Genomic DNA, 17386 nt, shown 5'->3' with positions numbered 1-17386 from the left:
TCATTCACCCTGTAAATGGGACCGCAACGCATCCAGCGCCAGCACATATCCCTGCGGACCCAATCCGCAAATCATGCCTACAGCCACACGTGAGATATAGGATCGGTGTCGAAACTCCTCACGCGCGTGGATATTGGACAAATGAACCTCGATGACCGGCAGCTCAACCGATGCGATTGCGTCCATCAGGGCAATCGAGCTGTGCGTATAGGCACCTGCGTTCAAAACAATGCCGTCCTGCACACCTTTGGCGGCATGAATGGCATCAATCAACGCGCCTTCGTGGTTGGATTGGAAATGAATCACTTCCATCCCGATAGACTTACCGTGGTCGAGGCACATATCCTCGACCATTTGCAGCGTTGTGCTTCCGTAAACCTCGGGCTGTCGCGTGCCCAGCAGATTGAGGTTCGGACCATTCAGAATAAGAGCTTTATGCATTGTTATACTGTCCCCATAACAAGGTTCTTAAACGTGAACAGGTAGAGATGTCCACCGAACCTGGATCATGCGTCAGAACCGCGGCCTATAGGACACGAGGCTGAAGTTTCAGAGATTGGCTGGCTATGCCATGGTCACGACAATTTTCCCAAGGGCCTTTCGGCTGGCCAGAAGGTCTAGCGCCTTTTGGGCTTGATCCAGAGGGAATAGCGCACTGATCTGTGGTTTGATCTGCCCTTTGGCGTATAACCCGAACAAATCTTCCATGTTTTTGCCATGTCCCTTCGGGTCGCGAAACACCGAGGCGCCCCAGAAAACACCGACAATTTGACAACCCTTAAGCAGAGGGAGGTTCAATGGTATCTGAGGGATTCCGGCTGGGAAACCGATGACCAGGAATCGCCCCTTCCACCCCAAGCTGCGCAGCGCTGGCTCTGAATAGGCACCGCCAACGGCATCGTAGACGACATCAACGCCCTGACTACCGGCTAAGGCCTTGATGCCCGATCCAAAGGCCTTTTGCGCCTGTTTGTCCATGTCGCGCGCGTAAATGATCGTTTCGTCCGCCCCGATCTGACGACAGAAATCTGCTTTGTCTTGCGATGAGACTGCCGCAATAACCCGAGCCCCCATGGCATTGGCTAGCTCAATCGCAGCCGTACCAACTCCGCCTGCTGCACCCAGAATCAGGACCGTTTCCCCTTGTTGCAGCGCAGCGCGGTCCTTCAGGGCGTGATATGAGGTGCCATAGGTGAAGATAAAGCTCGCCGCGTCCTCAAATGGCATTGAGCTCGGGAATTTAACAGCTGTCGCCGCTTTGACCGCCAGATGTGTGGCAAAACCTCCGTGTCCGGTCAGGGCCAGCACACGGTCGCCAACGTTAAAGCCCAAAACACCTTCGCCTAGCCCGATAACCTCGCCAGCGATTTCACCTCCGGGGGCAAACGGTCTTGGTGGCTTTATCTGATACAGGTCGCGTATCATCAGTGTATCCGGGAAATTAACGCCTGCGGCCCGCACGCGAACAAGCAATTCGCCCTTGCCCGGCGACGGATCGGGCAGGGTGGTCAGTTCCAATGTCTCCGGCCCGCCCGGAGCGACGCTGAGTAAGGCTTGCATGTTTACGCTAATGTCCCTGTTATTCGGTAAGGAAGAACTTTTGGCCTACTGTTCTGAGTTGTCAAGAAACCACCCGGCACAACCGGGTTAGGCGTTACCCTTGACCGACAAATGAGACAGTTTGCCAAAATCAAAAACCGAGGAGCAGGTCATGACCCCCGAAACTCTTTTCTCATTGCAGGGCAAAACCGCTCTGGTCACGGGTGGGGCCACCGGAATTGGCCGAATGGCGGCCGAGGCGCTGGTCCGGGCGGGGGCACGTGTACTGTTGGCGTCTCGTAAAGGCGACGCGTGCGAGGCGGTCGCGGCCGAATTGAACGCACTGGACGCCACAGGAACCGCCGAAGGGTTTGCCGGTGATGTCGGATCAAAAGAGGGTGTCGACAATCTGGTGGCCGAAGTGCTCAAGCGCACGGACCGGCTGGATATCCTCATGAACAATGCCGGTGTTTCCTGGGGCGCACCGATGGGTCAGTTTCCCTACGAAGCCTGGGAAAAAGTCATGTCGATCAATGTGACAGGAATCTTCGAACTGACCCAAAAACTGTTGCCGATTCTGATGTCTTCCGGGACTGCCGAAGATCCATCCCGCATCGTCAATGTTGGATCGGTTATGGGCGAAGTTCCTATGGGCGACGGTGCGTATAGCTACTCTGCCTCAAAGGCGGCTGTGCTGCATCTGACCAAAATCATGGCCAAAGAACTTGCTCCGCATCACATCACCGTCAATGCGCTGGCGCCTGGACCCTTTGTCTCTCGGATGACGGCCTTTGCCACATCTGACGAAGGGACGCGCAAAAAAGTCGGCAAATCCGTACCCTTGGGTCGCGTTGGACGTGACGAGGATATCGCAGGCTGTATGCTGTTCCTGTGCGGCCTTGGCGGCAGCTATGTCACAGGCGCGGTGATCCCGGTTTCGGGCGGGATCAATGTTGTCACCGCCGGCAACATCTTTGCTGAAGCACTCTGAAGCATCGGCCAAAGGGAGCCACAAAATGGACAGCGCAATTCTGGATCTGAAACGCGTCGATGCCTATCTCGGCACGCATCTCAAAGGGTATCGGGGTCCGTTAGAGGCGAAAAAATTCGAGGTTGGCCAATCAAACCCAACTTTTGAGTTAAAAACGCCTGAGAATTCCTATGTCCTGCGCCGCAAGCCGCCGGGAGTGTTGCTGAAATCCGCCCATGCCGTTGACCGCGAGTTCAGGGTTCAAAGTGCTCTGGCCGAAAGCGATGTGCCGGTGCCAAAAATGTTGCTGCTTTGCGAGGATGATGACGTCATCGGGTCGGCGTTTTATGTGATGGAGCATCTCGACGGCAGGACGTTTCTTGAACCCACAATGCTTGGCGAAAGAACCGAAACCCGCACGGCAATTATCGACGAGATGAACCGCGTTCTGGCGGCGCTGCATAAGGTCGATATCGATTCGGTTGGCCTGTCCGACTATGGCCCGCCGGGAAGCTATTTTGAGCGTCAGATCGGGCGGTGGACGAAACAATTTCGGGCGTCCGAAACCACTCAGATTCCGGATATGGATGCCTTGATCGAGGCTTTGACCAACGCAACCCCCAAGGATGATGGTCAGAGAACACTGGTTCACGGCGATTACCGCATCGACAATCTGATGTTCGAAAAGCAGGGCACCCGCTGTCTGGGCGTACTGGATTGGGAATTGTCGACAATCGGGCATCCCTTTGCCGATCTCGCAGCCGTTATCATGCAATGGCAGATGCCACCTGGAAAAGAGGGGCGGGGTCTGTCTGGCATAGACCGGTCCTCGCTCGGCCTGCCATCCGATCAGGCTTTCATTGATCAATACTGCGAGCGCCGCGACCTTCCTGGAATTGATAACTTTGGTTTCTATCTGGCGTTCAATTTCTTCCGAATGGCCGCGATCTTGCAGGGTGTTTATAAGCGGGCGCTTGACGGAAACGCCTCTGATCCGAAAAGAGCTCAGATTTTTGGTAGTTACGTTCCTAAGTTTGCACAACGAGGGCTGACTGCATTGGGCCGAGGGTGAAACCACCTAGGGCGTATGAAATCTCGACAATTCAAGCTCAAGGTTGGCCAGGCTGTTTTTGCCAAAGAACATCTCAGTATCAACAAACATGCTGGGGACACCGAAAACACCTCGCTTGACCATAGCCTTGGTTTGGTTTTTCAGGTTTTGCTTTACGTTCAGATTAGTCATGGCCTCGCGCAGTTTTCGTATAGGCAAGCCGTTATCCTGAAGAATGTCGCAAAGGACACCCAGATCATCCACTTTTTGGCCGTGCACCCAAATAGCATCAAATATGGACGCTATATATCTGTTTTCCCATGATTTACCGGATGCTAACAAAGCCCCGCGCATGGCGAATTTGGTGTTCATCGGGAAATGTGGGCTCATATGAAAGCTCAACCCACGGTGACGCGCAAAGCGATGGAGATCGCGGGTCAAATAGGCCGTCTTCTGCCGGTTCTCTGAAAAAGCCTTAAACGGGCTTTGGTTATTGGTGGCTTTGAAAACAGTGGCCAGCAGAACCGGAACATATGTAACACCGACTTCGTGCTTTGCGGCGATATCAGATATCATCTTCTGCGCGAGGAAGGCGTTCGGACTGCAAAAATCATAAACAAATTCTATATGTTGCGGCATATTTCTCCTCCATCAGGCGAGAGTCGAACCGGACACGAATCTATCTGCGACCACATTAGCAGGCAAAACCCTTTTGGCGTACAGGGACATCGTTGGATTGAGGTGATTTAGCTGTCCTTTTTCCGCTTAACCCCGCAATATCCGGGAAAGATACGTTAATTTCTCAAAGTTGAGCACACACAGATGAAGTTCGAACAAGCCCGGCTAGATCGTATTTGCGATTGGATGCAATCCTATGTGGATGATCGCAAATATGCCGGAAGCTCATTCTTGATGATGCATCAGGGCAGGGAGGTTCTGTTTCATTCCTGCGGGCTTAGAAGCGTTGAGAACAATCTGCCATTCGAGCGGGATACCCTCGTTCGCATCTATTCGATGACCAAGCCGATAACCACTGCGGCCCTGATGATCCTTGTCGAACGAGGTGAGGTTCACCTCGGCGCTCAAGTGTCTGAATATATATCTGATTTCACCGCAGCACAGGCGCTGGTACCCGGCGCCACAAGGTTGGATCAGACCGAACCTGCACCAGCACCAACGCTTCATCAGCTGCTGACCCATACAAGTGGCCTGAGCTATCCTTTCAACCCCGGCATCCTGGCTGCGGCAATGGACGAACTTGATCTTGTTTTCGGCCCTAAAGAAGGGTCTTTGGCCGAAAGAGTATCTTTGCTGTCCACTTTGCCTTTCGCCTTTCAGCCGGGAACGCGATGGGAGTATTCGGTAGGGATAGACGTTATTGGTCGCGTGATAGAAGTTATTTCTGGCCAATCTCTGGAGCAATTCCTTGCGGAAGAGATTTTCAATCCTCTTGGTATGCCTCAGACCGGGTTCAGGGTTCCGGCGGGAGCGGGGGATCGGTTTGCCTCTCTCTATACGCCTTTGGCGGGCAATGCGATGGCGCTAAACGAAGCCCGTACGGGTGAGCAGACATTGCGTCTGGTCGACAATGCCGACGCATCGCCCTTTGAATCGGCAACAATGTACTCTGGGGGCGGAGGGTTGGTTTCAACCATTGATGACTTTGCTAGATTTTCAGAGATGCTCCGAAATCGCGGAAGGTTCGGTGATCAACAGATTCTGGCACCAAAAACTGTAGAATTCATGCTTCACAACCACTTACCCGGCGATATTGCCTCGATGGGACCGCAGAGTTTTGCGGAACAACCCATGGAGGGCATGGGCTTTGGCCTTGGTGGCGCTGTCGTCATTAACCCCGGCAGAACCTGTGTTCCGGGCAGCATGGGGGATTTCAGCTGGGGTGGTATGGCATCGACCTTCTTTTGGGTTGATCGTCAGAACGATTTTACAGCGATCTTTTTCACCCAACTGTCACCATCCAGCTCTTATCCCTCCCGCGCAGAATTGAAGGCGCTCACCCTCGGGTCAATCATTGAATGACATTCGGCGCGCTGATACCCATTCGCCAAGATTAATCGGAGTACCGCATATGACCGAAGCAGAGAGAGTTCTTCTGGATCTTCTGGACGTTGAAAGACTGGAAGTGGACCTGTTTCGGGGAACAGGGTCGGGCGGCGAAACACCTATGCGGATTTACGGCGGTCAGGTCATCGCACAAGCACTAGCCGCCGCATATCGCACCGTCGACAACCGCCTATGTCATTCCCTGCACGCCTATTTCATCCGCCCAGGCGACCCAAGCATTCCCGTAATATATCAAGTTGATAGGGCCCGTGACGGAGGTTCGTTCACGACGCGCCGTGTGGTTGCAATTCAGCATGGTAAGCAGATTTTAAACATGTCCGCCTCATTCCACATTCAGGACGAAGGTTGGGATCATCAGCACGACATGCCTGAGATGGAAACGCCCGAATCCTACCCATCGCGATCAGAGCTCAAGAAGAAATATCTGGACAAAGTACCGCCCAGCTTTCGCGGAGAACTAACACGCGAGCGCCCGATCGAAGTCCGCGAGGTCGGCCATCTGGATCCTTTCAACCCAGAGAAATCGGATGACCGCAACCAGATCTGGTTCCGGATGGGGGCCGCGGCCAATGCCGATGCGGTCACGCAGCATCTGTTGCTGGCCTATGCTTCAGATATGTATCTCATGAGCTCGGGAATGCGCCCGCACGGCCTAAGCTGGTTTACTGGTGAGGTGAACGGCGCCAGCCTGGACCATGCGATTTGGTTTCACGCGCCGCTCAAGTTCGAGAATTGGCATCTGTATTCCATGGATTCGCCATGGAGCGGACGAGGGCGTAACTTCAACCGTGGATCAATCTATTCCGAAGATGGCGTTCTGGTCGCATCAGTTGCCCAGGAAGGCCTGATGAGGCGCCCTCAGAACAGAAGTTAAGTCTCTTCAATAAATATTTGATTTAACTTCTGCATTCCAGAAATCCACCTGTCATAATCTCCGGATTTATGGCGAATGTAGTCCAGAACCTGTGGATGCGGCAGTACCAGAAATTGCTCAGAAAATATTGCCTTTACGCAAGCCTCGGCAACATCTTCAGGTTCCAACATTCCGTCAATCGAAGCCACGGAAGTTTCGTGCCCGCGCGTCATATCGGACCGTACAGCCTGTGGGCAAAGTACCGAGACCCGCAAACCTTTATGCCCGTATGTAAGCGACAACCATTCAGCAAATCCAACTGCTGCGTGCTTTGTGACGCCGTATGGCGCAGCACCTGGCTGGTTCAGCAATCCCGCAGCAGACGCCGTGGTCATGATGTAGCCTTCGCCACGGTCCAGCATTCTGGGCACCAAATGCCGCGCGGTCCAAACATGGGACATCACGTTGATTTTCCAGATACGATCCCAGTCTTCATCCGGAACCTCCAAGCCACCAATCGTCAATATCCCGGCATTTGCACAATACAGATCGATAGGGCCAATCAAGCTTTCTACAGCTTCGATCAACTCGGCTGTATTAGCCTCAAGCGAAACATCACAATGGAATGAATGGCCGCCAATCTCTTTTGCGACAGCGTCTGCGCCGGTTTTGTTGATATCAGCGCAGGCAACCGTGGCACCTTCACGAGCAAATCGCTGTGCCAAACCTTTTCCGATGCCATCAGCGGCACCGGTCACAACAACGATCTTTCCGTTCAATTCCATTCGATCCTCATGATGTGGTAGGTGTCAGGAACAGATCGTAAGGTATTGTGAGGATTTGAAAAGTTTCCCAAGCGCATTGGCATTAATTTAACATAATACCAATTACACGAATTCTGGAAACTTAGTAAAACGCCTGCAATCCCGTCTGTGCACGCCCCAGGATCAACGCGTGAACATCATGCGTCCCCTCGTAGGTGTTGACCGTTTCTAGGTTCACCATATGTCGGATGACCTGAAACTCTAGCGAAATGCCGTTGCCGCCGTGCATGTCACGCGCATGACGTGAAATATCCAGGGCTTTGCCGCAATTGTTGCGCTTAATGATCGATATCATCTCGGGCGCGGCTTCGGCCTTCTCCATCAGTCGCCCGACACGCAGGCTTGCCTGAAGACCCAGAGCAATTTCTGTCTGCATATCCGCCAATTTGCGCTGGAAAAGCTGCGTCTGCGCCAATGGCTTGTCAAATTGTTTCCGGTCCAACCCATATTGGCGCGCCGCATGCCAACAGCTTTCGGCAGCGCCCATAACACCCCAGCTGATTCCGTAGCGTGCGCGGTTAAGACATCCAAACGGGCCTTTCAGGCCCTGAACATGAGGCAGCAAAGCATCCTCGGTGACTTCGACACCCTCCAGCACAATTTCACCGGTGATCGAGGCGCGTAGGCTCAGCTTGTTCTGGATTTTCGGCGCGCTCAGACCTTTGAGGCCTTTTTCAAGGACAAAACCACGGATCTTTCCGTCATGTGCATCAGATTTGGCCCAAACAACAAACACATCCGCAATCGGGGCGTTCGATATCCACATCTTGCTGCCAGATAGACGATATCCACCGTCGATCTTTTCCGCACGCGTTTTCATACCTGCCGGATCAGAGCCCGCATCAGGTTCGGTCAGACCAAAACATCCGATCCATTCGCCGCTGGCCAGTTTCGGAAGGTATTTCCGGCGCTGCTCCTCGCTGCCATAGGCATAGATCGGATACATCACCAACGAGCTTTGTACAGACATCATCGAGCGATAGCCCGAATCCACGCGTTCTACTTCTCGGGCGACAAGGCCGTAAGAGACATATCCGCCCCCTAGCCCGCCGTATTCTTCCGGGATCGTAGTACCCAGCAGACCCATTTCACCCATTTCACGAAAAATCTCGGGGTCAGTTTCTTCGTTCTGAAATGCTTCTGTCACCCGCGGCTGAAGCTTTTCCTGCGCATAGGCTTGCGCACTGGCCGCAATCATACGTTCGTCTTCGTCTAGCTGGTCTGACAGGCGGAACGGATCATCCCAGGCGAACTGGCCCATGTCAGGCACATCTTTGGCGCGTAATGTCGGCTTGGTGTCAGGGGCATTCATGGTGCGTCTCCGCTTTGTCAGCTTCGCGGCAAACTAACCCGTCGGCTCACCAAAAAACAGTAAGAGTTTCGCATCCACCCTTGAGTAAAACTCATAGCTTGCAGCCGCCCGCCCCACGCGTTCAACCCAGCGCGTATCCCGCACCGCGAACAGTGCGAACCGGATCATCTCCACCATACTGCGTTAATGCTTTGCGTAAGCGGCCGATATGAACGTCGACCGTTCGTGTATCGACATAAATATCCCGCCCCCAGACGCGATCCAATAGCTGTTCTCGGCTCCAGACGCGGCCCGGCTTTTCCATGAATGTGCTCAGCAAGCGAAATTCGGTTGGGCCAAGCTTTAGTGGTTTGCTGTCGCGGCTGACCTTATGAGTTTCAGAATCCAAAACGATGTCTGCGAATTCCAGCCTAATTCCTACAGTCGCAGGCCGGACACGCCGCAACTGGGTGCGTACCCGGGCCATAAGCTCGACAATCGAATAGGGTTTGACCACATAGTCATCAGCCCCGGTTTCCAGACCTCGTACTTTGTCGATTTCTTCCGACCGGGCCGACAACATGATAATTGGAATCGACCGCGTGTCGGAGCGGGTTTTCAGCCGGCGGCAAACCTCGATCCCGCTGAGATTGGGCATCATCCAGTCCAGTACGATAATGTCCGGACTGTCTTCATCGACCAGCAACATGGCCTCTTCACCATTGGCTGCTTTAGATACGCGAAAGCCTTCTGCCTCGAGATTATAGGCCAGGACTTCGCGCTGAGCCGGCTCATCCTCGACAACCAGAACGGTCGGTTGATCAGCGGACATTCTCAAATCTCCTAGACGGATTGCGATGTAAAATCGGCTTTGGGACGCGCTTCTGTCGGGCGCTCTCCGGTCACCAGATAAATGACCTGCTCGGCAATCGCCGTCACATGATCGCCCATACGTTCTATATTTTTGGCGATGAAATGCAGGTGCATACAGGATGAGATGTTGCGCGGGTCTTCTGCCATGAAAGTCAGGAATTCTCGGAACAGACCATTATACATCTGGTCGACTTCCTCATCACGTTCGATGACATCCGCCGCCAGCTCAGCGTCGCGCTGGACATAGGCGTCCAAAGCGTCCCTGAGCATCCGCTCGACCTCACGTGCCATACGTCGCAAGGCGGCGGCACTGCCATTGATCTCACTGGTATTGACCAGGACGGTCGTGCGCTTGGCTATGTTCTTTGAATAGTCGCCGATGCGTTCCAGGTTGGCGGAAACCTTCAATACCGATAGGACCAGACGAAGATCGCTTGCTGTTGGCGCACGCAGCGCGATCAAACGCGCCGTTTCTTCGTTGATCAGCTCTTCCAACGCATCAATGGCCTTGTCGCCCTGACGCACCTCTTGCGCGAGTTCGACATCGCGCGATTCAAGCGACCGTGCCGCGCTCATGATTGCGGCTTCGACGAGGCCGCCCATTTTCATGATATGCGCCTGAATGGCTTCCAGATCCCGGTCGAAGGCGGATGCGATATGTTGTTCTGTCATCTCTGAATACCTATGTTCAGCCGATACGGCCGGTGATGTAGCTTTCGGTGCGGGGATCTTCGGGGTTGGTGAAAATCTGTCCGGTTTCACCAAACTCGACAAGGTTGCCCAAATGGAAAAACGCGGTCTTCTGGCTGACGCGAGCGGCCTGCTGCATCGAGTGGGTAACGATCACCACCGAGTATCGCGACCGCAATTCGTCGATCAGTTCCTCGACCTGCGCAGTCGCAATCGGATCAAGGGCCGAGCACGGCTCGTCCATCAGCAGGACCTCAGGTTCCGTAGCCACCGCACGGGCGATGCACAGGCGCTGTTGCTGACCGCCGGACAGGCCGGTTCCGGGGGCATCCAGACGGTCTTTGACCTCGTCCCAGATTGCCCCGCGGCGTAGTGATTTCTCAACAATCTCGTCCAGTTCGGCCTTGTTTCTGGCCAGTCCGTGGATACGCGGGCCGTAGGCCACATTGTCATAGATCGACTTGGGAAACGGGTTCGGTTTCTGGAACACCATACCGACCTTGGCACGCAGCTGAACCGGGTCGACGCGTTTGTCATAGATATCTTCGCCATCCAGCAGGATATCGCCCTCGACACGGCAGATGTCGATCGTATCGTTCATCCGGTTCAGGCAGCGCAGGAAGGTGGATTTTCCGCAACCCGAGGGGCCGATAAAGGCGGTGACGGTCTTGTCTTCGATCCTGACGTCGACGTCTTTGATGGCGTGATTTTCACCGTAATAAACCTGAACCTTGTTCGCGGCGATCTTGATGTCTTTGGCGTCCACGGTTCTCTCCACTCGTGTCATATCGTTCATAATTGACCCCATTTACCAGCGGCGTTCAAAGCGGCGGCGCAGGATGACTGCGATTGCATTCATTGTTACTAGGAAAAGCAGAAGGATAATGATGCCCCCCCATGCGCGTTCGTAAAAGGCCGGGTCGGCGCGCTTGGACCATTCGTAAATCTGTGCTGGCATGGCCGAGTTCGGAGACAGAAAACCGTCCACTATTCCATCCGGTGGGTTCGAGGCGATAAAGCCCACCATACCGATCAGCAGCAACGGCGCAGTTTCACCAAGCGCCTGCGCCAGGCCAATAATAGTACCCGTCAGGATGCCCGGTGCGGCCAGTGGCAACACATGATGAAACACTGCCTGCATTTTCGAGGCCCCTACCCCCAACGCGGCGTCTCGGATCGACGGCGGCACCGCCTTGAGTGATGCTCGGGTCGAAATGATAATTGTTGGCAGCGTCATCAGCGTCAGAACCAGACCACCAACCAGCGGCGCAGAGGTCGGTAAATGCATATAATTGATGAACACGGCCAAGCCCAGAATACCAAATACAATCGAAGGAACGGCCGCCAGATTCGAGATGTTCACCTCGATGATATCGGTAAACCGGTTCTGAGGCGCGAATTCTTCCAGATAGATCGAGGCGGCAACCCCGATCGGTAGGGCCAGCGCCAACACGACCAGCATCATGAACAGAGAACCCAGCATGGATACTCCGATCCCGGCAGCCTCGGGCCGCTGATCGGAGGCGTCCGCCCCGAAGATAAAGTCAGGGTTGAACGCCTTGTACAGCACACCAGCAGCACGCAACTGATCCACGAAGTCCAGCTGTGCGACAGAGATGCTTTTGTCATTTGCGATTGAATTACGTGTCACACGCCCTTTCAGATACCCATCAACACGGCTGTTCACCAGAAAACGGAAGCTGACCGACTTTCCGATCTCATCCGGGTTCGAGATGACGTAATTACGCAGGTCCGCCTGTGCGGATTTGGACAGGATTTGCCCCATCTCTTTGGGCGACAGATCGGACTGGATGCCCAGTTTCTGCACCTCAACCTCCAGTGCGGAGGCGATCAAAGGCGCGTATCCGAAGGTCGAAACCTTGCTGATATCCGCGATGTCACGGTTGCCCTTTTTGTCGAGCTTGTCTTCCTTCAGCTCAACCGTCAGCTCAAGAAAGCTTTGCTGAAAGGCGCCGGTACCGGAGGTGACGATATTGGTCACCAACACAATCAACATCACAAGACCGATACCAATGGCCGCGATACCGTACAATTTGAACCGGGTTTCGGCCGCATTGCGACGCTTGGTTTGTGTGTCCTGATTGAACAGCGAAGCCCCTTTGTGTTTAGCGGCAGGTGCTGCGTCTTGTTTTTGGGACATGTCAGTCATTCATACTGCTCCCGGTATTTGCGCACGATATAGAGGGCGAAGATGTTCAGCCCCAGCGTAATGATGAACAGGGTCAGACCCAGGGCAAAGGCCACAAGAGTCTCCGGGCTTGCGAAATCAGTATCCCCGGTCAGCTGGCTGACGATCCTAGTGGTGATTGTGGTCATGGCTTCGAAAGGGTTTCCCGAGAATTTGGCAATCGCACCGGCGGCCATTACGACAATCATCGTCTCACCGATTGCGCGGCTTGCGGCCAACAAGATTGCCCCTACGATCCCGGGCAAAGCTGCCGGCAGGACGACTTGCCTGACAGTTTCGGAATGCGTTGCGCCTAAGCCTAGCGATCCGTCTCGCATTGACTGGGGCACCGCGTTGATGATGTCGTCAGATAGTGACGACACGAATGGGATGAGCATGATGCCCATGACCAGACCCGCCGTGAGTACAGCGTTCGAACTGGCCATCCAACCAACGCCCAAAGCACCCCCCTGCCCGAACACAGATACCAGTGCCGGACCGACCGTCAGCAGCGCGAAAAGACCGTAAACGATGGTTGGGATACCGGCGAGGATTTCCAGCAAAGGCTTGGCCACAGACCTTGCCACGCTCGAGGCATATTCGGAAAGATAGATCGCAGCGTACAGCCCAATCGGAACCGCAACCAGCAACGCGATCAGAGAAATATACAAAGTCCCCCACAGCAGTGGGAGGATCGACAGTTCACTTCCGCCCCGGAAGTTCGGGGCCCAGGTGCTTCCAAAGAAAAAGTCTTTCCACGAATGAAGTTCGAAGAAATTCATCGTTTCAAAAAACATGGACAGGACGATGCCGACTGTGGTCAGAACTGCGATCGAAGCGGCCAGCAGCAGCAGCGCCAGAATGCCTTGTTCGACAACATTTCGGGCGCGAAATTCTTTATGAGTGCGGATATAGGCAAATGAGGCCCCGATCAGCGTCACAACCAAAACCGCGATCTGCATCGCAATGTTTCCGCTTGCGCTCATCGAGCGATATTTCTGCGCCGCCAGCAGAATGGGTGCGGTTACCTCTTGCGTAATGATCTGGCCAGCCTCTTTCAGTCTCGCGGTCACATCGGCAAAATCCTCATGCGCGCTGCGGGCAAAGTCTTCGGTCATGGTGCCTGCGGCAACCGCGCCGTCCAGGCCGTTGGCGACCCGGCGCACTTCGCTCATCAGCAAGCCGCGGGTCGACCCCTCGGGGATTGCCGAGTCCGGCAGCAACCCAGAGGCAGAATTGCTAACGATCAAGGGCTGCACCAGCAACCAGGTGACCAACAAAACGAACCCCGGTATCAGAGCCGTCAGTGCGACGTTATAGCCGTAATAGGATGGAAGAGAGTGCAGATTGCGCAGGTTTCCGTCCGCGCTGGCCATCGCGCGGGACCGGCCCGCAAAATAGCCAAGAACAGCAATCGCCAGCAAAATGAGCAGCAGCCAGGTTAGTGCCATGAGAACTCCGTCAAGCGGCAGGAGTGGATTTAAGAAAACCGGGGCGTAGACACCGCCCCGGTTCAGTCGTGTGAAAGCTTAGGAACCGCCGCCCAAAGTGGTTTCGCTGGCTACGATTTCCTGAACCTTGACCAGCTCTGGGTCTGATACGAGACCGTATGCAGCCAGAGGGCCATCGGGGCCTGCAACCTCGTCAGCGACGAAGAACTCTGCATATTCTTTCAGCCCGGGGATAACGCCGATATGCGCTTTTTTCACATAGAAAAACAGCGGGCGCGATACCGGGTATTCGCCAGTTGCGATGGATTCGGTCGAAGGCACGATGCCTGCCATGGTCGCAACCTGCAGTTTGTCGGTGTTGTTTTCGTAGAACGCCAGACCAAAGACGCCGATGCCGTCTTTGTTGCTGTCGATACGCGCCAGGGTCTCGGTATAGTCACCGTCGATGTCGACCGAAACGCCATCCGTACGCAGAGCGATACAGGCTTTTTCAGCGGCTTTCTTGTCGTCGCCATTTGCGGCTTTGTAGACATCAAAGTCACCCAGATGCTCACAACCGGCCAGGATCACCTTGTCTTCGAACACTTCACGCGTGCCGTGCTTGGTGCCGGGGATGAAGGCTGCAATCGGCTGCGCCGGGAATGCTGGGTTCACGTCGGCCCAGGTCTTGTTGGGATTGTCGACCAGCTGGCCATCAACTACGATCTGAGCGGACAGCGCTTTGTACCAATCTTCCGGCGTGAACTCGAACGAGTTGCCGTTGATGTCGGATGCGAAAACGATGCCGTCATAGCCGATCTGAACTTCGATGATGTCGGTGACGCCGTTTTCGGCACAGGCTTTGATCTCTTTTTCACGGATCTGGCGCGAAGCGTTCGCTACGTCGATGGTGTTTTCGCCAACACCTTCACAGAACCGCTTGAGGCCGGCCGAAGATCCGCCCGATTCAACAACCGGGGTCTGGAAGTCAAAGTTTTCGCCAAAGGCTTCTGCAACGATCGAAGCATAGGGCAGAACGGTGGAAGAACCAGCAACCTGAACTTGATCACGCGCGGTGGCCGCAGTGGCCGAAACAGCAGCGATAGCCAGAACCGAAGCCGACAGTTTTACAAAGGACATTTCAGTCTCCTTGAGAAATATGTTTCTGGATCATCCTCATGATGATCTTGGCCGAACCTCTAAAAGTCGTGCGTAAGTCTTTTGTGACAAGTGTGTAACGGTTTCATGACATGTTTGGATTTTCAGCCGATACGCCACAGAACATATGCTGTGAAAGAAACAAAACAGATCCGACAACTGGCTTGATCCAAGCGATCAGCGCGGCAAAATCACTGTAAAAACAGTGCCTTTACCAAGATCGCTTTCCACCCGCAATCTGCCGCGATGGCGGTTTAGAATATGTTTTACAATCGCCAGGCCCAACCCGGTTCCACCCAGTTGCCGTGACCTATGACTGTCCGCGCGATAGAATCGTTCGGTCAAACGCGATACATGCTTCGGGTCGATTCCAGGTCCCCTATCCACGATCTGAACGCGAACACCGGGACCACGCATAGCAGTATCGTGATCCGAAGATTTGACGCGAACTTCTACCCGACCACCGCTGCCGCCGTATTTAATTCCGTTCTCGATCAGGTTGGTAAATACTTGGAGCAACTGGTCGCTGTCGCCAACTAGCATTATTTTGTCTTCGGGCGCATCCAGGCTCAGCACTACATCCGCGTCATCTGCCAATGGGCGCAGAGAATTGAGGGTCGATTTAAGAAGTGCCGTCAGCTCAAGTTGTTCTTTCGGGCGAACCCGCTCTTCGCTTTCGACGCGGTTCAAAGACAGAAGATCGCCGACAAGCCGGTTCATGCGATTTGCCTCGTCGTTCATGATCTGAAGAAAACGATCCCGGGCGGCCTCGTCATCTCGGGCCGGACCGCGCAAGGTTTCAATAAAGCCCATTAATGCCGTCAGCGGGGTCCGCAATTCATGGCTGACATTCGCGACGAAATCACGTCGCATCTGATTTGCTTGCTCAACATGCGTAACGTCCTGAAATACAGCAAGCAACGCACCGCCGGATACTGCACCGACCCCATTCATATACCGGCACTGAACTTCGAATGTTGTATCCTGGGCACCGTCATTGGACAGGTGCCGAGTGTTGGACGTTCCCTTCGTGCGCAGGCTTTGTTCAATCGCTTCGATAACCTGCGGCTGTCTGAGGATGGTCGCGAAATGCCGCTGCAGGATATTCTGGCCCAACAACGTCTTTGCTTCGGTATTGACCGCAATAATCCGTTCCGTCTGGTCAACCATCAGCGCGGGCATCGGGATGGCGGTTACAATTTCTTCAAGTTGGTCGTTGGTCATAAAGGGGCAGTTCTCTTAGCAACGCAGTTGGACGCTAGGATAGCTCTCGCATTGTATCGCGAAAATGACGCATGTTTTCTTGATAATGCAAGGCGCTGAAGGTCAGCTTCTGGGCCGTCGCAGCGTCGATCTCCCGCACCACTTTACCCGGTGAGCCCATGACCAGAGAGTTATCCGGTATCTCTTTTCCTTCGGTCACCAAAGCCCCTGCCCCGATCAGACAGTTTTTGCCGATCTTGGCACCGTTCAACACGATGGCCCCCATTCCGATCAGGGTATTATCCCCGATCGTACAGCCATGCAGCATGACCTTATGCCCAATCGTGCAGTTCTTCCCGATGGTCAGAGGATACCCCGCATCAATATGCATCACGCAGTTTTCCTGAACATTGCTGCCCTCACCAACCCGGATTTCTTCGTGATCAGCGCGGATCGTGCAGCCGAACCAGACCGAGGCCCCCTGCTCGAGCACGACTTTGCCGATCAGATTGGCGTCTGGGGCGACCCAGGTGTCCTCGTGGATTTCCGGTACATCAGAGCCAAGGGCATAGATGGTCATGACTGATCCTCGAATTCGTTTTGCAGCGTACGGACATGATCCTGAAGCTTGGGTTGCTGGATACGCCGCATTCGCTCGGCACTGACGATGGTTTTCAGCTTTTCTTCGGTCTCATCCAGATCGTCATTGACCAGCACATAGTCGTAATATCCCCAATGACTGATCTCATCCCAGCTTTTGAGCATCCGCTTGGAAATAACCTCTTCACTGTCCTGACCGCGGCTTTCCAGTCGGCGGCGCAATTCGGGGATCGACGGTGGCAGGATGAAAATCGACAGGGCGTGTTTGCCCAGATCCGAGTTCCTAATCTGCACCTCGCCCTGCCAGTCGACATCGAACAGAACGTCCTTGCCGTCATTGATGGACTCGCGAACTGGCCCAGCCGGAGAGCCGTAGAAATTGCCAAACACATGGGCATGTTCCAGCATCTGTCCCTCGGACACCTGCTGTCGAAAGGTATCTTCTGTCAGGAAATAATACTCACGCCCATGTTCTTCCCCAGGCCGGGGCGCGCGTGTTGTGGCCGAAACCGAGAACTCCAGATCCGTGTCCCATTGCATCAGACGCTTGGCCAACGTGGATTTCCCTGCGCCCGAAGGCGAGGACAGAATGATTAATAGGCCGCGTCGATCCGCCATCAGGGCGCTCCTG

Annotated in this window: 18 protein-coding genes; 4 read left to right on the top strand and 14 right to left on the bottom strand. The window is 54.4% G+C overall.

The window, feature by feature from the left end; all coding sequences use genetic code 11:
* Both aroQ and FN806_RS02835 read right to left on the bottom strand, forming a co-directional pair.
* On the bottom strand, positions 1-441 hold the full coding sequence (gene aroQ, locus FN806_RS02840; protein ID WP_142633816.1) for a type II 3-dehydroquinate dehydratase: 441 nt from the start codon (positions 439-441) through the stop codon (positions 1-3).
* Between the two features lie 123 nt (positions 442-564).
* Entirely contained in the window at positions 565-1560 is a 996-nt protein-coding gene (locus FN806_RS02835) for an NADPH:quinone oxidoreductase family protein (protein WP_142633814.1), read from the bottom strand.
* 151 nt (positions 1561-1711) lie between these two features.
* Between FN806_RS02835 and FN806_RS02830 the strand changes: the two genes are divergently transcribed.
* Complete coding sequence (locus FN806_RS02830; protein ID WP_142633812.1) at positions 1712-2530, top strand: SDR family NAD(P)-dependent oxidoreductase; 819 nt, start codon at positions 1712-1714, stop codon at positions 2528-2530.
* 25 nt (positions 2531-2555) lie between these two features.
* A complete protein-coding gene (locus tag FN806_RS02825) occupies positions 2556-3581 on the top strand; it encodes a phosphotransferase family protein (RefSeq protein ID WP_142633810.1) in 1026 nt (341 codons plus the stop codon).
* A 6-nt stretch (positions 3582-3587) separates the two neighbouring features.
* Here the strand turns inward: FN806_RS02825 and FN806_RS02820 are convergent, their stop codons facing one another.
* Complete coding sequence (locus tag FN806_RS02820; protein ID WP_142633808.1) at positions 3588-4199, bottom strand: 2-hydroxychromene-2-carboxylate isomerase; 612 nt, start codon at positions 4197-4199, stop codon at positions 3588-3590.
* A 183-nt stretch (positions 4200-4382) separates the two neighbouring features.
* Between FN806_RS02820 and FN806_RS02815 the strand changes: the two genes are divergently transcribed.
* Together FN806_RS02815 and FN806_RS02810 are read left to right on the top strand one after the other, a co-directional pair.
* Complete coding sequence (locus FN806_RS02815; protein WP_142633806.1) at positions 4383-5600, top strand: serine hydrolase domain-containing protein; 1218 nt, start codon at positions 4383-4385, stop codon at positions 5598-5600.
* A 49-nt stretch (positions 5601-5649) separates the two neighbouring features.
* Positions 5650-6519, top strand: coding sequence for an acyl-CoA thioesterase (locus FN806_RS02810; RefSeq protein WP_142633804.1), 870 nt, complete (start codon positions 5650-5652; stop codon positions 6517-6519).
* On the opposite strand, the gene FN806_RS02805 is transcribed toward FN806_RS02810, so the two are convergent.
* From FN806_RS02805 to gmk, 11 genes are all read right to left on the bottom strand, one after another.
* Positions 6516-7283, bottom strand: a complete 768-nt coding sequence (locus tag FN806_RS02805) for an SDR family oxidoreductase (protein ID WP_142633802.1) — start codon at positions 7281-7283, stop codon at positions 6516-6518. The genes FN806_RS02810 and FN806_RS02805 overlap by 4 nt on opposite strands.
* 121 nt (positions 7284-7404) lie before the next feature.
* A complete protein-coding gene (locus tag FN806_RS02800; protein ID WP_142633800.1) occupies positions 7405-8634 on the bottom strand; it encodes an acyl-CoA dehydrogenase in 1230 nt (409 codons plus the stop codon).
* Between the two features lie 121 nt (positions 8635-8755).
* Positions 8756-9445 carry a phosphate regulon transcriptional regulator PhoB gene (gene phoB / locus FN806_RS02795; protein WP_142633798.1) on the bottom strand — a complete coding sequence of 230 codons (690 nt, stop codon included), beginning with the start codon at positions 9443-9445 and terminating at the stop codon, positions 8756-8758.
* An 11-nt stretch (positions 9446-9456) separates the two neighbouring features.
* Positions 9457-10158 carry a phosphate signaling complex protein PhoU gene (gene phoU / locus FN806_RS02790; protein WP_142633796.1) on the bottom strand — a complete coding sequence of 234 codons (702 nt, stop codon included), beginning with the start codon at positions 10156-10158 and terminating at the stop codon, positions 9457-9459.
* 16 nt (positions 10159-10174) lie between these two features.
* Positions 10175-10972, bottom strand: coding sequence for a phosphate ABC transporter ATP-binding protein PstB (gene pstB / locus FN806_RS02785; RefSeq protein WP_142633794.1), 798 nt, complete (start codon positions 10970-10972; stop codon positions 10175-10177).
* Between the two features lie 12 nt (positions 10973-10984).
* Positions 10985-12346, bottom strand: coding sequence for a phosphate ABC transporter permease PstA (gene pstA / locus FN806_RS02780; RefSeq protein ID WP_185956610.1), 1362 nt, complete (start codon positions 12344-12346; stop codon positions 10985-10987).
* Positions 12343-13815 carry a phosphate ABC transporter permease subunit PstC gene (gene pstC, locus FN806_RS02775; RefSeq protein WP_142633792.1) on the bottom strand — a complete coding sequence of 491 codons (1473 nt, stop codon included), beginning with the start codon at positions 13813-13815 and terminating at the stop codon, positions 12343-12345. Before pstC ends, pstA begins: the two co-directional genes overlap by 4 nt.
* Positions 13816-13893: 78 nt before the next feature.
* Complete coding sequence (locus FN806_RS02770) at positions 13894-14934, bottom strand: substrate-binding domain-containing protein (protein WP_142633790.1); 1041 nt, start codon at positions 14932-14934, stop codon at positions 13894-13896.
* Positions 14935-15129: 195 nt separating this feature from the next.
* Positions 15130-16176 carry a sensor histidine kinase gene (locus tag FN806_RS02765; protein ID WP_142633788.1) on the bottom strand — a complete coding sequence of 349 codons (1047 nt, stop codon included), beginning with the start codon at positions 16174-16176 and terminating at the stop codon, positions 15130-15132.
* Between the two features lie 34 nt (positions 16177-16210).
* Positions 16211-16735: a gamma carbonic anhydrase family protein gene (locus tag FN806_RS02760; RefSeq protein ID WP_142633786.1), complete on the bottom strand. Its 525-nt coding sequence runs from the start codon at positions 16733-16735 to the stop codon at positions 16211-16213.
* Positions 16732-17373, bottom strand: a complete 642-nt coding sequence (gmk, locus tag FN806_RS02755) for a guanylate kinase (protein WP_142633784.1) — start codon at positions 17371-17373, stop codon at positions 16732-16734. Before gmk ends, FN806_RS02760 begins: the two co-directional genes overlap by 4 nt.
* Between the last annotated feature and the right edge of the window lie 13 nt (positions 17374-17386).

Origin of the sequence: Ruegeria faecimaris, assembly GCF_900182615.1 — a bacterium.
GTDB classification, from domain to species: Bacteria; Pseudomonadota; Alphaproteobacteria; order Rhodobacterales; family Rhodobacteraceae; genus Ruegeria; species Ruegeria faecimaris.
The sequence above is the reverse complement of the archived record's forward strand: the minus strand, read 5'-3'. Positions and strand labels throughout refer to the sequence as shown.